At 41.8% G+C, this 15,728-nt stretch carries 17 protein-coding genes; 6 read left to right on the top strand and 11 right to left on the bottom strand.

From position 1 onward, the window contains the following. Positions 1-37: 37 nt before the first annotated feature. The 5 genes from FEK29_RS15435 to FEK29_RS15415 are packed head-to-tail and all read right to left on the bottom strand — an operon-like array spanning position 38 to position 5,207. Positions 38-1,501, bottom strand: coding sequence for a UDP-N-acetylmuramoyl-L-alanyl-D-glutamate--2,6-diaminopimelate ligase (locus tag FEK29_RS15435; protein WP_138259338.1), 1,464 nt, complete (start codon positions 1,499-1,501; stop codon positions 38-40). Beyond that, complete coding sequence (locus tag FEK29_RS15430) at positions 1,498-3,504, bottom strand: penicillin-binding protein (RefSeq protein WP_138259337.1); 2,007 nt, start codon at positions 3,502-3,504, stop codon at positions 1,498-1,500. Before FEK29_RS15430 ends, FEK29_RS15435 begins: the two co-directional genes overlap by 4 nt. A gap of 3 nt (positions 3,505-3,507) precedes the next feature. Then, the gene (locus FEK29_RS15425; protein WP_138259336.1) at positions 3,508-3,840 is read right to left on the bottom strand and encodes an FtsL-like putative cell division protein; all 333 of its coding nucleotides are present in this window, start codon (positions 3,838-3,840) and stop codon (positions 3,508-3,510) included. Between the two features lie 10 nt (positions 3,841-3,850). Next, on the bottom strand, positions 3,851-4,765 hold the full coding sequence (gene rsmH / locus FEK29_RS15420) for a 16S rRNA (cytosine(1402)-N(4))-methyltransferase RsmH (RefSeq protein ID WP_240042766.1): 915 nt from the start codon (positions 4,763-4,765) through the stop codon (positions 3,851-3,853). Continuing rightward, positions 4,734-5,207, bottom strand: a complete 474-nt coding sequence (locus tag FEK29_RS15415; protein ID WP_138259335.1) for a division/cell wall cluster transcriptional repressor MraZ — start codon at positions 5,205-5,207, stop codon at positions 4,734-4,736. Before FEK29_RS15415 ends, rsmH begins: the two co-directional genes overlap by 32 nt. A 259-nt stretch (positions 5,208-5,466) precedes the next feature. Between FEK29_RS15415 and FEK29_RS15410 the strand changes: the two genes are divergently transcribed. Next, positions 5,467-6,231, top strand: a complete 765-nt coding sequence (locus tag FEK29_RS15410; RefSeq protein WP_138259334.1) for an alpha/beta fold hydrolase — start codon at positions 5,467-5,469, stop codon at positions 6,229-6,231. Positions 6,232-6,241: 10 nt separating this feature from the next. Further along, a complete protein-coding gene (yihA, locus tag FEK29_RS15405; RefSeq protein WP_138259333.1) occupies positions 6,242-6,868 on the top strand; it encodes a ribosome biogenesis GTP-binding protein YihA/YsxC in 627 nt (208 codons plus the stop codon). Positions 6,869-6,884: 16 nt separating this feature from the next. Here yihA and gldC read toward each other — a convergent pair whose 3' ends face one another. Further along, on the bottom strand, positions 6,885-7,220 hold the full coding sequence (gene gldC, locus FEK29_RS15400; protein ID WP_138259332.1) for a gliding motility protein GldC: 336 nt from the start codon (positions 7,218-7,220) through the stop codon (positions 6,885-6,887). Further along, positions 7,221-8,177 (bottom strand): gliding motility lipoprotein GldB, encoded by a 957-nt coding sequence (gene gldB / locus FEK29_RS15395; RefSeq protein WP_138259331.1) that lies wholly within the window; start codon positions 8,175-8,177, stop codon positions 7,221-7,223. 89 nt (positions 8,178-8,266) lie between these two features. On the opposite strand from gldB, the gene nadE reads away from it, so the two are divergent. Both nadE and FEK29_RS15385 read left to right on the top strand, forming a co-directional pair. After that, positions 8,267-9,055 carry an NAD(+) synthase gene (gene nadE, locus FEK29_RS15390; protein WP_138259330.1) on the top strand — a complete coding sequence of 263 codons (789 nt, stop codon included), beginning with the start codon at positions 8,267-8,269 and terminating at the stop codon, positions 9,053-9,055. A gap of 170 nt (positions 9,056-9,225) precedes the next feature. Continuing rightward, positions 9,226-9,855: a response regulator gene (locus FEK29_RS15385; protein ID WP_138259329.1), complete on the top strand. Its 630-nt coding sequence runs from the start codon at positions 9,226-9,228 to the stop codon at positions 9,853-9,855. 61 nt (positions 9,856-9,916) lie between these two features. On the opposite strand, the gene dnaG is transcribed toward FEK29_RS15385, so the two are convergent. After that, entirely contained in the window at positions 9,917-11,896 is a 1,980-nt protein-coding gene (dnaG, locus tag FEK29_RS15380; protein ID WP_138259328.1) for a DNA primase, read from the bottom strand. Between the two features lie 174 nt (positions 11,897-12,070). Here dnaG and FEK29_RS15375 point away from each other — a divergent pair, with 174 nt between their 5' ends. Both FEK29_RS15375 and FEK29_RS15370 read left to right on the top strand, forming a co-directional pair. Further along, complete coding sequence (locus FEK29_RS15375) at positions 12,071-12,676, top strand: SIMPL domain-containing protein (RefSeq protein WP_138259327.1); 606 nt, start codon at positions 12,071-12,073, stop codon at positions 12,674-12,676. An 11-nt stretch (positions 12,677-12,687) separates the two neighbouring features. Continuing rightward, complete coding sequence (locus FEK29_RS15370; RefSeq protein ID WP_138259326.1) at positions 12,688-12,927, top strand: zinc-ribbon domain-containing protein; 240 nt, start codon at positions 12,688-12,690, stop codon at positions 12,925-12,927. Between the two features lie 52 nt (positions 12,928-12,979). On the opposite strand, the gene FEK29_RS15365 is transcribed toward FEK29_RS15370, so the two are convergent. The 3 genes from FEK29_RS15365 to FEK29_RS15355 form a co-directional block, all read right to left on the bottom strand. Next, the gene (locus FEK29_RS15365; protein ID WP_138259325.1) at positions 12,980-14,059 is read right to left on the bottom strand and encodes a coiled-coil domain-containing protein; all 1,080 of its coding nucleotides are present in this window, start codon (positions 14,057-14,059) and stop codon (positions 12,980-12,982) included. 95 nt (positions 14,060-14,154) lie between these two features. Further along, complete coding sequence (locus tag FEK29_RS15360) at positions 14,155-14,910, bottom strand: hypothetical protein (protein ID WP_138259324.1); 756 nt, start codon at positions 14,908-14,910, stop codon at positions 14,155-14,157. After that, positions 14,897-15,460 carry an RNA polymerase sigma factor gene (locus tag FEK29_RS15355; protein WP_138259323.1) on the bottom strand — a complete coding sequence of 188 codons (564 nt, stop codon included), beginning with the start codon at positions 15,458-15,460 and terminating at the stop codon, positions 14,897-14,899. The genes FEK29_RS15360 and FEK29_RS15355 overlap by 14 nt, the downstream gene beginning before the upstream one ends. Between the last annotated feature and the right edge of the window lie 268 nt (positions 15,461-15,728).

The raw sequence follows: 15,728 nt of genomic DNA, 5'->3' as shown, positions 1-15,728 counted from the left end.
GTATCGAATCAACGCTTAACCATTCATTTTCGTTTTCTTATTTATCCAAGCTTTGCAACAGTTCCTTAACTATTTTAAAATCATCGAAATCAATGCGTGTACCATTGGTTTCTTGATAGGTTTCATGCCCCTTTCCGGCAATCAAAATGATATCATTGGCATTTGCCAGTTGGCAGGCGGTCTTAATGGCCTGCTCCCGATTCTCAATAGATAAAATTTTTTTGGTGTTCTGCGGCTCAACCCCTGCTTCCATTTCGGCGATAATGGCGCTTGGCGATTCCGTCCTTGGATTGTCCGAAGTGAAAATTGCCGTGTTGCTCATTTCCGAAGCGATATTGCCCATTACCGGACGCTTTGATCTGTCTCTGTCGCCACCACACCCCACAACGGTGATGACGTTTTCATTTCCAGTCCTCAACGTGCCGATTGTCTCGAGCACATTTTTTAAAGCATCCGGCGTATGGGCATAATCAACTATAGCCGTTATTTTATCCTTTGATATATAATATTGAAATCTTCCATCCACATTTTCCAATTCGCTCATCAAACGCAGGCATTCCAACTTTTCAAGCCCCAACAAATCAGCCGCAGCGTAAATGGCCAAGATGTTATAGGCGTTGAAATGACCTATTAGCTTTGTCCACAATTCGTTATCGTCTATTTTGAGCAATTGCCCGTCGAATTGGTTTTCCAAAATCTGCGCCCTGTAATCGGCATAATTTTTTAAGGCATAAGTAAACTTTCTTGCCTTTGTATTTTGGAGCATTACCAAGCCGTTCTTATCGTCAATATTCGTTAGTGCGAAAGCCTTTTTGGAAAGGTTGTCAAACAATTTCTTTTTGGTATCCCGATATTCCGCAAAGGTCTTGTGGTAATCCAGGTGATCATGGGATAGGTTCGTAAAAATGGCCCCTTCAAATACCAATCCCTCCGTTCTCTTCTGATGGATTCCATGGGAACTTACCTCCATAAAACAGTACTCTACGCCGGCATCGTTCATCAACTTAAGATGCTTATTGATGACCAGGGCATCTGGAGTGGTATGGCTAGTTGGGTATTCCGTGTCATCGATCATAATCTTAATAGTCGATAGCAAGCCCACTTTAAAGCCGGCCTTTTTGAACAGTTGGTACAAAAGGCTGGAAACGGTCGTTTTTCCATTGGTCCCCGTTACCCCTACCAGTTTTAAGTTTTTGGATGGCGTATCGTAATAATTGGAAGCCATAATGGCCAAGGCTTGTTGGCCGTTTTCGACGGCAACATAGGTAACGCCATCCACCATTTTCTTGGGTAGTTCCTCACAAATAATGGCCCTCGCCCCAAGCGATACGGCCTTGTCCATAAATTTATGTCCATCTGTGACCGTACCCCTAGTGGCAACAAAGGCATCCCCATTCTGTACCTTTCTGGAGTCAAAGCATACCGAGGCCACTTCACAGTTTGTGGTACCACTCACCGCGGAAATATGCACACTGTACAATATGTCCTTCAATACCTTCACGATAGTTCCAATACTATTTTTCTCACCTTTTTTAAATCGGTTCCTTTGGATATGGACTGATTTTTCACTTTTCCGTTCCCTTTCACCTCAACTTCCAATCCCAGATTTTCCAAAATGGAAATCGCATCCATTCCGCTCATACCACGTACGTTGGGCACTTCCTTATATTCCTTTTGAATATTGGCAAAATACCCCTGATAGGCATCCTCTAACCTCGTTTCCAACACCTCCTTAACATCAACTTCATCGATCAATGGGGAGGTGGCATATATTTTTTGAGCGATGGACTTAAAGACAGGACCGGATACATCGGCCCCATAATAGCCAACACTTTTATCTGGCTCGTGTATAACCACGATACAAGAGTATTTTGGGTCATCCGCTGGAAAATAACCTGCAAACGAAGAGATGTATTTTAGCTTGTCCGGATCTTTGCTCACGTAATTTTTCTGGCAAGTGCCAGTTTTTCCCGCCATTGAGAAATTGGGAGAATACAGCCCATGGCCGGTTCCATGCTTCTTCTCTACCACATCCTTTAATAGCTGTTGTACCTTTTTGGCAGTTTCCATGGAGCAGATGGACGGGTTCAACACTTCCTTATCAAATTTCTTGACAGTTTTGTTCCATTCTTTTACCTCCTTGATCAAGCGAGGCTTTATCAATTCCCCATCATTGGCGATGGCATTGTAGAAAGCCAAGGTTTGTAAAGGGGTCATGGCCACTTCATATCCGTAGGCCATTTGCGCCAAGGATAGTCCGGACCATCCTTTGTCCCCAGGATATCTCAATACAGGCTTGCCCTCACCTTTTACTGGGAGGCCCAACTCTTTATGGATATCCATGCTCATGAGTCGGTTTACATATTTCTCCGGGTCTTCCTTGTAATTGTTATGTATAATTTTGGCAAAGGCCGTGTTGGATGATACCTCGAAAGCTTCCGCTACGGAAATTTCACCATACCCGCCATTTTTTGAGTCCCTTACATAATGGTTATAAATTTTCCATCTTCCTTTTTCCGTATCTACCACGGTACTGGTATCGACAACCTTATCCTCCAAGGCAGCCACCAGATTCACCAATTTAAAAGTAGAACCTGGTTCATGGGATTCTCCAATGGCATAATTAAGACGCTCATAATACTTACCCTCTGAAGTCCTGCCCAAGTTGGAAATGGCCTTTACCTCTCCTGTTTTGGTTTCCATAACTATTACAGTTCCATGGTCTGCCTTGTACTTTTCCAGTTGCTTCAAAAGTGCATGGTGCGCAATATCCTGGATATTGATATCAATGGTGGAATAGACATCGTAGCCATCCTTTGGTTCTACTATATTATCATAACCAATGGGTTTCCATTGGTTTTTCGCAATCTTTACTTTAGACCTTTTCCCTTCAATACCACTTAAGTAATCGCTAAAGGCGCCTTCCATTCCCACCCGGGTTCTGTAACCGTTTTCGTCCACGCGTTCGTAGCCTACGCTTCTCTCCGCAATTTTCCCAAGTGGGTGTTCCCGTTTTGTGTTTTGGTCGATAACGATACCACCTTTAAAGGGGCCTTTGTTGAAGAGCGGAAAACTTTTCACCGCCATGTATTCGGAATAATCCAAATTTCTGGCGATCAAGGCGTACCTATTTTGATTCTGCCTGGCCTTTCTTAGAATTTGTTGGTAATAGGAAGACTCTTTGTTGAATAGTTTTGCCAATGCATCGGACAAGGGCTTAACATTTTCCTGAAAATCCTTTTCACTTACGGTAACCGCATCGAAATGTATGTTGTACTTTGACACGGAGGTAGCCAGGAGACTGCCATCATCGGAATAGAGATTACCCCTGTTGGGGGCAATGGTGAACATTTTTGTGGTTCTGGTTTCGGCCAAAGCCATATATTTCTCCCCATCCACCACTTGTATGGAAACCAATTTGAACAACACCGCACCTGCAAAAACCACAAGGCATGCCGCAACGATATACAATCTGGACAATATGGATTTTTCAGTTACCGGCATTGGCTAATTAGAAGCTTTTAATGATTTTACCTTTATTTTTTTTGGAGGTGTTTCCGATGGATACAAACCCTTTTCTTCCACCGTACTTGTTATGGTGGATTCCAACTTTAACTTTTGCAGGTCTGACCGAGCGTCCACAAACTCATTTTTCAATTCTTTGACACTTTCGTTCAGAGCGGCGATTTTATGCACTTTCTTGTCCGCACTATGCGAACTGCTTATCATGATTGCCGCTAAAAAGGAAGTGAAAATGATGAACCTCCAGTTTTTAAGCGAATCCCCGTCCACTAAAAACTTTCCCTTCAAAATGTCCAGTATACCTTTTTTTACTTTCATCAATCCGTAATTATATACGTTCGGCGATTCTAAGCTTTGCGCTTCTTGCCCTGTTATTATTCGCTATTTCCTCCTTTTTGGGGACGATCAGCGGTCCTACTTTTTTCAATGGCACGTTGGTGTTGCCGTAAAAATCCTTTTCGGGCTCTCCCTCAAACTGCCCGGCCCTTATGAACCTCTTCACCAAACGGTCTTCCAGTGAATGGTAGCTGATCACACTCAACCTACCCCCTATATTCAAAAGATCCGGCACTTGCTCCAAAAACTCTTTGATGACCGCCACCTCTTGGTTCACCTCAATACGAATCGCCTGGTAGACCTGTGCCAAAATTTTGTGCCTTTTGTGCTCCGGCAAAAACTTCTTTAGCACCTCCTTCAATTGTTCCGTAGTACTTATAGGTTCACGCTCCCTTTCTAACAGTATGGTGTTCGCCATGGCATTTGCATTTCTCAAATCCCCGTACTCAAAAAGCACGCGCCTCAACTCATCATAGGAATAACCGTTAACCACTTCTTTAGCGGATAGGGCGTTGCGCTTGCTCATCCTCATATCCAAGGCCGCGTCAAACCTGGTGGAAAAACCCCTTTCCGCTTCATCGAACTGGTGTGAGGATACCCCGAAATCCGCCAGGATCCCATCTACTTTCCGTATGCCATAGAACTTTAAAAACTGGGTCAGATACCTGAAATTTTCACTGATCAACACGAATCTACCGTCATCCAACCGATTCAATTGCGCATCCTCATCTTGATCAAAAGCAAACAACTTTCCTGTTTCGCCCAATCTTTTCAATATTTCACTTGAATGCCCACCACCGCCAAAAGTCACATCCACATACACGCCACCTTCCTTGATTGCCAGCCCATCCACGGATTCTTTTAGCAAAACTGGATTATGATACATCCCCTTCCGGCTTTTCTGCATATTTCACCTGGTAGGCCAACTGCTCCCTTTCCTCTGGGGAAGATTCCACATCCCCGTCATAAGTGGCCTTGTCCCAAATCTCCAAGTGCCGGTCCATTGGGGACAACACCACGTCCTTTTTTATATCCACAAGACCTATTACATCCTTGGGAATCAACAATCTACCCGCCGAATCTATTTCCACCTGCCTTAATCCCGAAGTAAATTTTCGCTTAAACTCACGGTCCTTCCTGCTGTCCCCTAGCTTTTCATTGAGCTTTTTGACCTCAGATTCCCACTCGTGCTTTGGATACAGTTCCAAACACTCATCGTAATAGGACTTTTTAATAAAAAAGCCATTTCCCAACATTGGAGCCATTTGATTCCTAAGGGATATAGGTAGCATTACCCTTCCCTTGGCATCCGCCTTGCAGTTGTAAACACCTGAAAAATAGATTTCCAAAATTGTTGGCCTTTCTTATATAACTCAAATATATAAATATTATTACCACATTTTACCACAAAAAACCACTTTGTTAATAAAATAGCTAATTTTTGCGGCATTTTTGACACAAGTTGATTCCAAATCACCACTAATGACATTTTCCAACAAAACTTTAATCGCATGAACTGGCCGTGACCCTGCATTTTTGGATGGTATATTAATACCACGCTATTCTATCTAAATACCTATATTTGCCCAAATGTCAGAACCCTAGTAGATGGATGACGAAATAATCAAAGACGGGAAGTTCAGGTATATTGAAAAAGGGGAAGGAACTCCCATCATTATCCTGCACGGTCTCATGGGCGGCCTGAGCAATTTTCACGGTGTTACGGATCATTTCCCTAAAAAAGGGTATAAAGTTCTGGTTCCAGAACTTCCAATATATGATATGCCCATGCTCAAGACCAATGTAAAGAACTTTGCCAAATACTTGGAAAAGTTCATTGAATTCAAAGGCCTTAAAGACGTTATTTTATTGGGAAATTCCTTGGGGGGCCATATTGGTCTGCTACATACCAAATTATATCCGGAAATGGTAAAGGCCTTGGTCATTACCGGTAGTTCTGGGCTCTATGAAAGTGCCATGGGCGACGGATATCCCAAAAGGGGCGATTATGAATTCATCAAAAAAAAGGCGCAGGATGTTTTCTACGACCCGGAAGTAGCTACCAAGGAAATCGTGGACGAGGTCTATGCAACGGTTAACGACCGCATGAAATTGGTCAAAACACTTGCCATCGCCAAGAGTGCCATTAGGCACAACATGAGTACTGATTTACCCACAATGCATACTCCCACGTGTATTATATGGGGCGAAAACGATACGGTAACCCCACCCGATGTTGCTGAACTCTTCCACGAGCTGCTACCGGATTCCAATTTGTTTTGGATCAAGGAATGTGGCCATGCACCTATGATGGAACATCCGGAGGAGTTCAATTCCATATTGGAAAAGTGGTTACAGGAGCGTAATTTTTAGACCAAACCAAATGAAAATTTCATCGGCGGAATTTGTGATGAGCAATTCAGAGGTTGCCAAATGCCCCAATGAACCCCTGCCCGAATACGCCTTTATTGGAAGGTCCAACGTTGGAAAATCGTCCCTGATCAATATGTTGACGGACCGAAAAAACCTGGCCAAGACATCCGGCAGGCCTGGAAAGACCCAATTGATAAACCATTTTAAGATCAACAATAATTGGTTTTTGGTGGATCTTCCCGGTTACGGTTATGCCCAGGTTTCCAAAAAGGACAAAAAGACCTTTCAAAAATATATCACCAACTATTTTCTAGAGCGCCAACAACTGGTATGCTCCTTTGTCTTGATCGATATCAGGCATAAACCACAGACCATTGATTTGGAATTTATGCAGTGGATGGGCGAAAACGGAATTCCCTTTTCAATCATTTTTACAAAAGCCGACAAGTTAAGGCCGATGGCCATTCAAAGACAGGTCGCGGACTATATAAATTATTTACAAAAGGATATGTGGGAAGAGGCACCGCACTATTTCATTACATCATCTAGCAAGAAAGCAGGAAGGGATGAGGTTCTGGCGTATATCGACACCATAAACCTAGAATATTTTGAGGCGCAGAAAAACAGGCCGATTTAGTAAATCCTAATAACAACTATTTTTTGAGTTCCAATTTTTCCGCAAAATAATCGCAGAAATCCTTCATGGTGGCCGTCATTTTCTCATCCTGGGTGGCCCTCATAAATGTATCCGATAATGAAACCAAGGTCTGATGAAAAAATACTTTCATTTCATCTACAGGCATGTCCTTGGTCCAAAGGTCAATTTTAAGGGATTCCTGGTTTTTACTGTCCCAAACGGAAAGTAACATGGCTTTGGCTTCCTCATTATCTATGCCTCCGTCCTGGGCGGACCATGAAAGTGTTTCTGGTACTCGGTTTTCGTCAAGCCCCACTTTCAGGGTAATTTCCGACTCATGTAAATCTGCCATCTAACTTCTTGGTTTATAATTCGATTTCTTGAAAATTTCCTCTGCCGGCATGGTCAGCAATTGTTTCAAATTGACCTCGTTGTTTTCCATGAAAGCCCGCACGATCTGCCAACCAATATATCTACCTAAGCGTCCAGGGGACTCATTGTCCAGTTCCAGACCAAATTTTGAAAAAGGAGCCGGATCCAAAAATCGTTGGTTCAATCGGGTTTCCGTACTATATAGGTATTCGTTCTCAATAAAATTTCTCCAGATGGGTTCTTCATTGGCCACGGCCCAATCCATTTCATCTGCTGTATATCCGATTTTGAGCTCGTCCTTGGCATAAGGCATCAATTTGTCCTTTAAATAAAGTTCCTTCCCAAAATAAATCATTCGGGCCAAATAAGTCCGGTCCCTAGGTCTGGGAACCACTTTTTTGGCAAAGGCACTTGCTACATCGCTCACCATGAACTTTCGGTCCAAAATTTTTGCAACATACCGTTGAAAACCACCGTAATATTTATGTTGGGAACCTAGATAATTGTCCAAGCCAATAAACAATAAGGTATCTGCCAAGATGATCCGGTTATCGTAGTCAACGTCATTGGTAACGGTGATGATTTTAGGGGTTTGCTGTTCGGGAAAATAATACTTGATATGTCTGAAAAGATCCGCCAGCCCTTCTTCCTCGTCCTCAAAACTATTGAAGGTATTACCTACCTGTTGAAACAGCTCAATTTGTAGTGAATCCTTCATCTTGGCCACCCAAACACTGTCAGGGGCAGGGAAAAGGTAAGGATACATTTTGCGCAATTTAAGGAGGCCTTCTTCCCCGGCATCGGCAAACAATCGATCAAACCTTTCTATTTTAAGGTCCATAGGAACTTTTGAAATTTCCTCTTCGACCTTATCGCTGTCATTACATCCAATAAAAATCAGTAAAATTGATAAAACGATAAAAATGGGTTTTCTCATACCAAGTATTTCCGAATACATTTTATTTTTAAATAAGGACAACTTATTTTTAGGCAAAGTTAATCGATCCAAACAAATTTAATACGGGTATGCAAACGGAAAAAGTTATCGATCACATAGTAGGTTGGCTGAAGGATTACGCAACGAATGCAAACCAAAAAGGGTTTGTAATAGGTGTTTCCGGGGGGATAGATTCTGCAGTCACTTCGACCTTATGCGCCAAAACGGGTCTGGACCTTCTTTGCCTAGAGATGCCCATACACCAAGCGGCCAATCAAGTGGACAGGGCTTCCAACCACATCGATTGGTTGCAAAGGAATTTCCCCAACGTGAGCAGACAACCCGTGAACCTCACCCCTGTTTTTGATAGCCTCGTAGCAGCATTTCCCAAAGTGGAGAACGAGGAGGAGCGCTTTATGTCCTTGGCAAATACCCGGGCCAGGTTACGTATGACCAGTCTTTATTATTTCGCCGCATTGCATAAGTATCTGGTGGCCGGAACGGGCAACAAGGTGGAAGACTTTGGTGTTGGATTCTACACAAAATACGGGGATGGCGGTGTCGATTTAAGTCCGATTGCCGACTTGTTAAAGACCGAAGTCTATGAGATTGCAAAAAAAATGGGCGTTAACGAAGAAATTATTAAGGCGGCTCCCACCGATGGCCTTTGGGGCGATGACAGAACGGACGAAGACCAGATTGGGGCGTCCTACCCAGAACTGGAATGGGCCATGCGGATGAAGAACGAAGGCAAAACCCTGGACGATTTCACGGGAAGGGACAAAGAAGTTTTTGCTATCTTCACAAGATTCAATACCATGAACCGTCATAAAATGGAACCCATCCCAGTTTGTATAATTCCAGAATCCATTAAATAACCACTCACCTATTAATCAGGTTAATAAATCGAATAATAATTCGATTTTGATCACGTTTTAGAAAAATAGTACATCTTTGCTTTCTAAATTTGATATTTTAGTCCTACATTGCATGTACTCTTTTTCCTTAAAAAGCTAAACCGACTAAACTATCTTGAAAAAACAACATAATGATAAAAGTTTTAATTGCGGACAACCATCCTATCATCCGAATGGGAGTAAGGGCGGTTCTGGATTCCGCTAATGGTTTTGAAATGGTGGACGATGTTTCCACCACTGAAGAGCTTTTCCAAAAACTACAGATTGTAACCCCCGATGTTGTAATGCTTGAAATGGACATTCCGGAGATGAACGGAATTGCCGCTTTAAGAAAAATTAAAAAAGATTATCCCAACGTAAAAGTACTTATGTACAGTGGACAATCTGAGGATGTCTACGCACTTAGTGCCATTAGGGCAGGAGCTTTTGGATATCTATCCAAGGCCTCTGATGTGGATTATATCATCTCGGCGGTGAAAAAAGTTAGTGAAGGTAGTATGTTCATAACCAATGAGTTGGCCCAAAGATTGGCCTTTGATGAAGGAACCAAAAAACCAAGAAGGTTCTTCCGTAAACTATCCACAAGGGAAATTGAGGTGCTTAAATTGTTGGCCAGTGGAAAAAGAAACAAAGAGGTTGCCCAAGGTTTAAATCTAAACGAAAAAACCGTAAGTACCTACAAAGCTCGTTTAATGAAAAAATTGAACGTAGACAATATGGTAGATTTGCTTCAGCAAGCCAAAGCCTTGGAACTCTATTAAAAAATAGTTTGACATTATAAAGAAGACCCGCCATTAATGTGGGTCTTTTTCGTTGAGTACCTTACGATAGTACCCTATTGAGCTTTTGGTTCAACAGCTTATTTAACTGTAGGTAGTTCATGATTTCCTCCAAAATTTCCTTATTGTCCTGCTCCGGGGTTTCGGTTTCATTTTGCAGGGCCTGCATCCTTTTTTTTATCAAGAAACAACGTAGGGTAAGGATGGTCTCACTGACCAATTGGGCGATACCACTCCCCTTTTCCTTTGGGTAGATATCCTTACGTTCCCAATTATGTAGGGCATATTTTTCCTCTTCCATGAGAATGGACGATACTTCATTGGCCATTTCCTGTTCCAAGGCGGCGATAAAATCACTGACCTTAAAATCCTCATTTTCATTCAGTGCGGCAATCAACTTGTAATATACGTCCCTAAATGTTGGGTTTGCCAACTCTATCTCATCTTCCTGTAAATCCAAGTACACTTTTTCGTAGACTTTGATCTCAAGCGATTCCGGTTCCAAAACCAAGTCTCCGCTTTCGTTTTCCTTTAAAACCAGGTCTTCAAACTCCTCTTTCCTATTCCCATATAACAAAAGGCTTTCAATAATCTTGCGTTCCAGTTCATATTGCACATCCAATTTTTCACCAACCGGCTCACTCCGCACCACATCAAAGGCCTTCTGCTTCTGTTTTTCCTGCTTTAGGGCATCGGCTTGGTCCTTTTTTCCAATTTGCGCCAAGGTACTGAAGAGCACACTTTCTGAAATGTTCATGATCTGTGCACATTCCTGCACATAGATTTCCTTTTTGATCCGGTCCGGAATCTTCGAAATACTGTTTACGATATCGCGTACGGTATCGGCCCTTTTTATGGGGTCATCCAATGCTTCCTTAACTAGCAATGAGGCCTTGAACCTTATAAAATCCTTGGAATTGTCCTTTAAAAACTGTTCTACCTCGTCCAATTCATTGTTCTTGGCAAAACTATCCGGATCCTCACCTTCTGGAAACGTACAGATACGCACGTTCATTCCCTGTTCCAAGATCAAATCCACACCCCTCAACGAAGCCCGTAAACCGGCGGCATCCCCATCAAAAAGTACGGTAACGTTTTTCGTCAACCGGTTTATCAATCGGATTTGCTCTGGGGTCAAAGCCGTACCACTGGACGAAACCACGTTGTGGATTCCACGTTGGTAAAACTGGATAACATCGGTATAACCCTCCACCAAAAAACAATTGTCCTCCTTGGCAATGGCCTGTTTGGCATGGTAAATACCATAGAGCACCTTGCTTTTGTGATAGATATCGCTCTCCGGCGAATTAAGATATTTGGCCGCTTTTTTGTCATTGGTCAGGATACGTCCGCCAAAACCCAAGACCCGGCCACTTAGGGAATGAATGGGAAACATGACCCTTCCTTTGAACCGATCGAACTTTTTGGGGTTGTTTGGGTTATTGGTATCCTCTTTGACTATGGTAAGTCCCGTTTTTTCCAGGTATTCCAATTTGTAACCTTGATCGAGTGCCGCCGTGGTAAATCCGTCCCATTGGTCCAGACAGTATCCCAAACCGAATTTTTTAATGGTTTCCTCCGTAAAGCCTCGCTCCTTGAAATAGCTAAGTCCTATGGCCTTTCCCAATTCCGACTCCCAAAGTATGTTCTGGAAGTAGGTACTTGCATATTCTGAAACCAAATACATACTCTCACGTTCATTCGCCTGCTCCTTCTCCTCGTTGGACTGTTCCGTCTCCTCAACCTCTATATTGTATTTTTTTGCCAGATATTTTATAGCTTCCGGATAGGTAAAATGTTCGTGTTCCATTAAAAAGGCCACCACGTTACCTCCCTTTCCGCTACTGAAATCCTTCCATATCTGTTTGACCGGGGAAACCATGAAACTCGGGGTACGTTCATCGGTAAATGGGCTGAGTCCCTTAAAATTGGAACCGGATTTTTTCAATTGCACAAAATCTCCGATCACTTCCTCCAAACGGGCCGTCTCATAAACTTGATCAATCGTGGTTTTGGAAATCATCTAGAATCAGTGTTTTTGCTCCTTGAGTTTAAATGGGAATATCAAATGTATCAAAATGAAGTGAATATTCTTCCCTTCGAGGGTAATGGGAACTACTACAATTTTAAAAATTACGCCTATTCCAAAAAATGGAAACTAGTAGTACCTTAGTACTATCTCTGAAAATAAAAAAACATGAAAAAATCATTTTTGCTTCTTCTGTCCTTTTGCTTTATTAACACAATTCTAGCACAGGAAACCCCAAACTCCATTAACGTCAATGGAGCCTTCGAATACGAAATTGAACCTACCTATACCAGTAGCATGATCGTAAGCCTCAATAACGTCTACTACGACACACAAACGGTTAGCCTTGAAGAGTTAATAAAAACTTATAAGGACAAACTGGGGCAGGCAGGTTTGGACGTGTCAAAACTGAAAAATGACCCTTTGTCCTACGCATTGATGGGATATGAAAAAGATGGAGTAATCTTGACCTTCACTACGGATTCTTTGGAAGAGATGCAGAATTTTCTTCAAGTTAGGGCCTTGGGCGTATCCCGTTCCGAAACGTCCATGAAAGCGACTTTGACCGATAGCCAAATGGCCGACTATGCACAGAGAGCCTATGAGAACGCAAAACAGAAAGCAGAGGCCATCGCCAAAAAGATAGGACGATCCATAGGAAAGGCTGTCTATATAAGCGACGGAAACAATCAGGAAATAAACGAATCGCTTTATTACGGCAACACGCTGAAGAAACGCACGTACTTTCTTCATGCCTCTTTTGAACTGCTTTAGATACCTTTGACATGATTCTTTTCTTTGGTACACGGCCCGGAAAAACAGAAATCAAAAACCTGGATAACCTAACCTGCCCTTATTGCAATCAAATAGGGACCTTAACCGCTTATATTTCAGGAAATTACTTTCATTTTTTTTGGATAAAACTTTTCAAGATTTCGGCATCGAAAATGTTGGAATGTAGCCATTGCAAACGAGTGTACTACCCAGATGAATTTTCAGAGGAAATGAAAAGGCTCACAAATTAAAAAAGGGCATACCGTACAGGTATGCCCTCACCAATTCAAATAATCATATAATTTAGAGATCGAAACGCAGACCCAAGGACACGTTTCTTTGTTCAATGGCCGCATTCTTGAAAATTGGATTAAGGTCATATTTGAGATATAGCAACACACCGTCAAAGCCCGCGTAGGCACTTATACCATAAATAAGGTTGTTGGTATTGTAATCCCTTTTCAATTTATCTTTCACACTGCTGCCATCTTGGTCGTATTTCAGTTTTTGCCTTGTACCGATGTTAAAACCTCCATAACCCCCTATTCCCAAACGAAACTGATTGCGAAGGGAATATCTTATGGTTTTCTCCGTTTGTTTTAATTTTGAGGGACCGAATTCAAAATGAACGGGAAATACAAGGTTGTCCATCCTAAATTTGGATTTGTCAAGATCAAACTGAAACGGTTGAAGCTCGGCAACACCTTGGTCGTTTAGAACAAGATACTGATTGTCCTTCATCTTAAGACCGTTGAACTGGAATGAAAACCCATAGTTCAACCTTAGAAAATTGGTATTGTCAAACACCCTGGTCCGCCACTGCCAACCCATTTCAAAAAACCGACTCCCTCCTAACTGATATGGAGAATCGTTCAGGGATTGACCGTCGATAATGGCATTGTTAAAGCCTGCTGCAAGAACAAAATCAGAATACGTACGTCTATCATATCTCAAATCCCGTTTCCAATAATTGGTGTTAAAAACGTAGCTTTCCGCAGGCTTTCCCCCAATATCAATACCTATTCGTATTTGACCCTCGGGTACGGAATCTACTTGGATATCGTTGAACAAAATCCCTTCATTACGTTGCAGTAAGGAAATCTGATTATCGATAATCGCGAGCCTGTTTTCTATATTCAAAGCACGCTTTTCTGCCGCTTCCTCTTTTAGTTTTTGGGCATCCTCCTCAGAAATTATTCCATCCTCAAGTCGCTTGTTTATTTCCGAAACCTCTACTTTCAAGGCCTCCTTTTCCTGTTCGGTTACTTTTTCTTTTTGACTCTTCAGGGCTTTGACCTTTTTTTCATAATCTTCCTGTGCGGAGATTGATTGAACCACAAACAAGGTGATACATAGCAAGACAAATGTTGTAATTGTTCTCATTTCTTTTTTCGATTTTGATTTTGATTGTTGATGAATAAAACTCCAGTCCCTGTAGTAAAATACAGAGCTCAATAAATAATAAATGATTAAATGATTTAGTCGTTCCTGTCGGCCACGGCCGTTCTAACCTTCAGAAAACCGGCCTTTAAGGTTTCAAATAGTTGATCTCGGAAGGATTGATCAAGTTCTTCCTCCACCTCGGTCAACAAGGCTATTGCATTGACCGTAGTATTGTTTTCAACTAATTTTTGTCTCAGGATTTCCTTTTGTGCGTTCATTAAAAGAGAATCTACTTCCGCATCTGTTATATTTCCATTTAGTTCCATGACGTTTACTTGAGCGATGACCTCAGCGATTTTTGCATCCAGAATTTCTACGGGGACCGTTGGAACAGTTTCATCCTCCAAAGGTGCCTTAGACGTATTTGAAACTAGCATCTCCATATCTTTAGCCGATTCCTGTTGGCTTTTAGACGTTGACCGTAGGATTTCATCCTGATTCCCTTTTGTTTCCTCATTTTTAGTTACTATAATGGCTTCGGGCGGTGTAACTTCAAAAACAGTGGAGTCCTTGAATTCCGAGTTTTGTTCAATGATTTTGGGCTGTTCTACATCGACCACTATATTCGGGGATATCCCTTCAATTTCTTCAGATCGGGTAAAGAAAAAAAGCGAGGCTCCTAAAAGTAGGATAAAACTTGCCGCTATTCCCATCCAGAAATAACCGTTTTTTGGTTGCTCCTTTGAGCTTTCCAATTGACCTGAAATCCTTTCCCAAGCCCCATCCGAAGGAGCGATTCTCCTTTCTTCCAACTTGCTTTTAATATACTTTTCAAACTTATCTGGTTCCATATCCAATGATATTTTGTTCCTGTAATTGCTCTTGGAGCATTTTCCGGGCCTTAAAAAGTTGGGATTTGGAGGTGCTTTCCGTAATATCCAACATTTTGGCAATCTCTTGATGTTTGTATCCTTCTATGGTATACAGTACAAAGACCATTTTATAGCCTTGTGGAAGGGCGTCTATAAGTCTTTGGATGTGTTCCGTATCCAAATCGGAAACGAGTTCGGACGAATTGGATTGATTCTCCACATACACTTCATCGTCATACACTACAAATTGCTGTTTTCTAAGGAAGGAAATACTCTCCCGAATCATGATTCTCCGCACCCAACCTTCAAAGCTTCCCTCAAATTTAAAGGTGTCCAATTGTTTGAACATCTTTACAAAACCTTGAATCATCACATCCTCAGCAAAATGTATATCCTTTATATATTGTCTACAGACACTAAGCATCTTTGGGGCATGATGGGTATACAAAACCTTTTGGGCTTCCCTATTCCCATTAATGGCCTTTTGTATCAGTTGCCGTTCGTTTCTATAAAAGGGTATAATTTTCAAATCCTTTATGGTCTTCTATTTACATAGACGCTTACCAAGTCTATTTGGTTGCCCAGAAATCAAAAAAAAAATTAAATAAATCGATAACTATCGTTTAAAATAAACCTTGATGGGCTATCACACCTTTGTTGTCTAAACCTGACAGGTTTTCATTCTCAATGGAGCATGCCAACCATTATAATTCTTATTAAGTAGTACTAAAATTAAAATAGGGTCTCAACTACCTGTCCAAAAGAAAATTTGATTCATGTAGAGGTACGGTACTTTA

The organism is Maribacter aurantiacus (genome assembly GCF_005780245.1).
Lineage (GTDB): Bacteria > Bacteroidota > Bacteroidia > Flavobacteriales > Flavobacteriaceae > Maribacter > Maribacter flavus.
Note: the sequence above shows the minus strand (reverse complement) of the source record. Positions and strands in the feature narration are given on the sequence as shown.

Bases quoted from the DNA above. Each gene is read 5' to 3' on its own strand.
- FEK29_RS15430 (WP_138259337.1), bottom strand. From the start codon at position 3,504: ATGCCGGTAACTGAAAAATCCATATTGTCCAGATTGTATATCGTTGCG.
- FEK29_RS15425 (WP_138259336.1), bottom strand. From the start codon at position 3,840: ATGAAAGTAAAAAAAGGTATACTGGACATTTTGAAGGGAAAGTTTTTA.
- rsmH (WP_240042766.1), bottom strand. From the start codon at position 4,765: ATGCAGAAAAGCCGGAAGGGGATGTATCATAATCCAGTTTTGCTAAAA.
- FEK29_RS15410 (WP_138259334.1), top strand. From the start codon at position 5,467: ATGGATGACGAAATAATCAAAGACGGGAAGTTCAGGTATATTGAAAAA.
- yihA (WP_138259333.1), top strand. From the start codon at position 6,242: ATGAAAATTTCATCGGCGGAATTTGTGATGAGCAATTCAGAGGTTGCC.
- gldC (WP_138259332.1), bottom strand. From the start codon at position 7,220: ATGGCAGATTTACATGAGTCGGAAATTACCCTGAAAGTGGGGCTTGAC.
- gldB (WP_138259331.1), bottom strand. From the start codon at position 8,177: ATGAGAAAACCCATTTTTATCGTTTTATCAATTTTACTGATTTTTATT.
- nadE (WP_138259330.1), top strand. From the start codon at position 8,267: ATGCAAACGGAAAAAGTTATCGATCACATAGTAGGTTGGCTGAAGGAT.
- FEK29_RS15385 (WP_138259329.1), top strand. From the start codon at position 9,226: ATGATAAAAGTTTTAATTGCGGACAACCATCCTATCATCCGAATGGGA.
- dnaG (WP_138259328.1), bottom strand. From the start codon at position 11,896: ATGATTTCCAAAACCACGATTGATCAAGTTTATGAGACGGCCCGTTTG.
- FEK29_RS15375 (WP_138259327.1), top strand. From the start codon at position 12,071: ATGAAAAAATCATTTTTGCTTCTTCTGTCCTTTTGCTTTATTAACACA.
- FEK29_RS15370 (WP_138259326.1), top strand. From the start codon at position 12,688: ATGATTCTTTTCTTTGGTACACGGCCCGGAAAAACAGAAATCAAAAAC.
- FEK29_RS15365 (WP_138259325.1), bottom strand. From the start codon at position 14,059: ATGAGAACAATTACAACATTTGTCTTGCTATGTATCACCTTGTTTGTG.
- FEK29_RS15360 (WP_138259324.1), bottom strand. From the start codon at position 14,910: ATGGAACCAGATAAGTTTGAAAAGTATATTAAAAGCAAGTTGGAAGAA.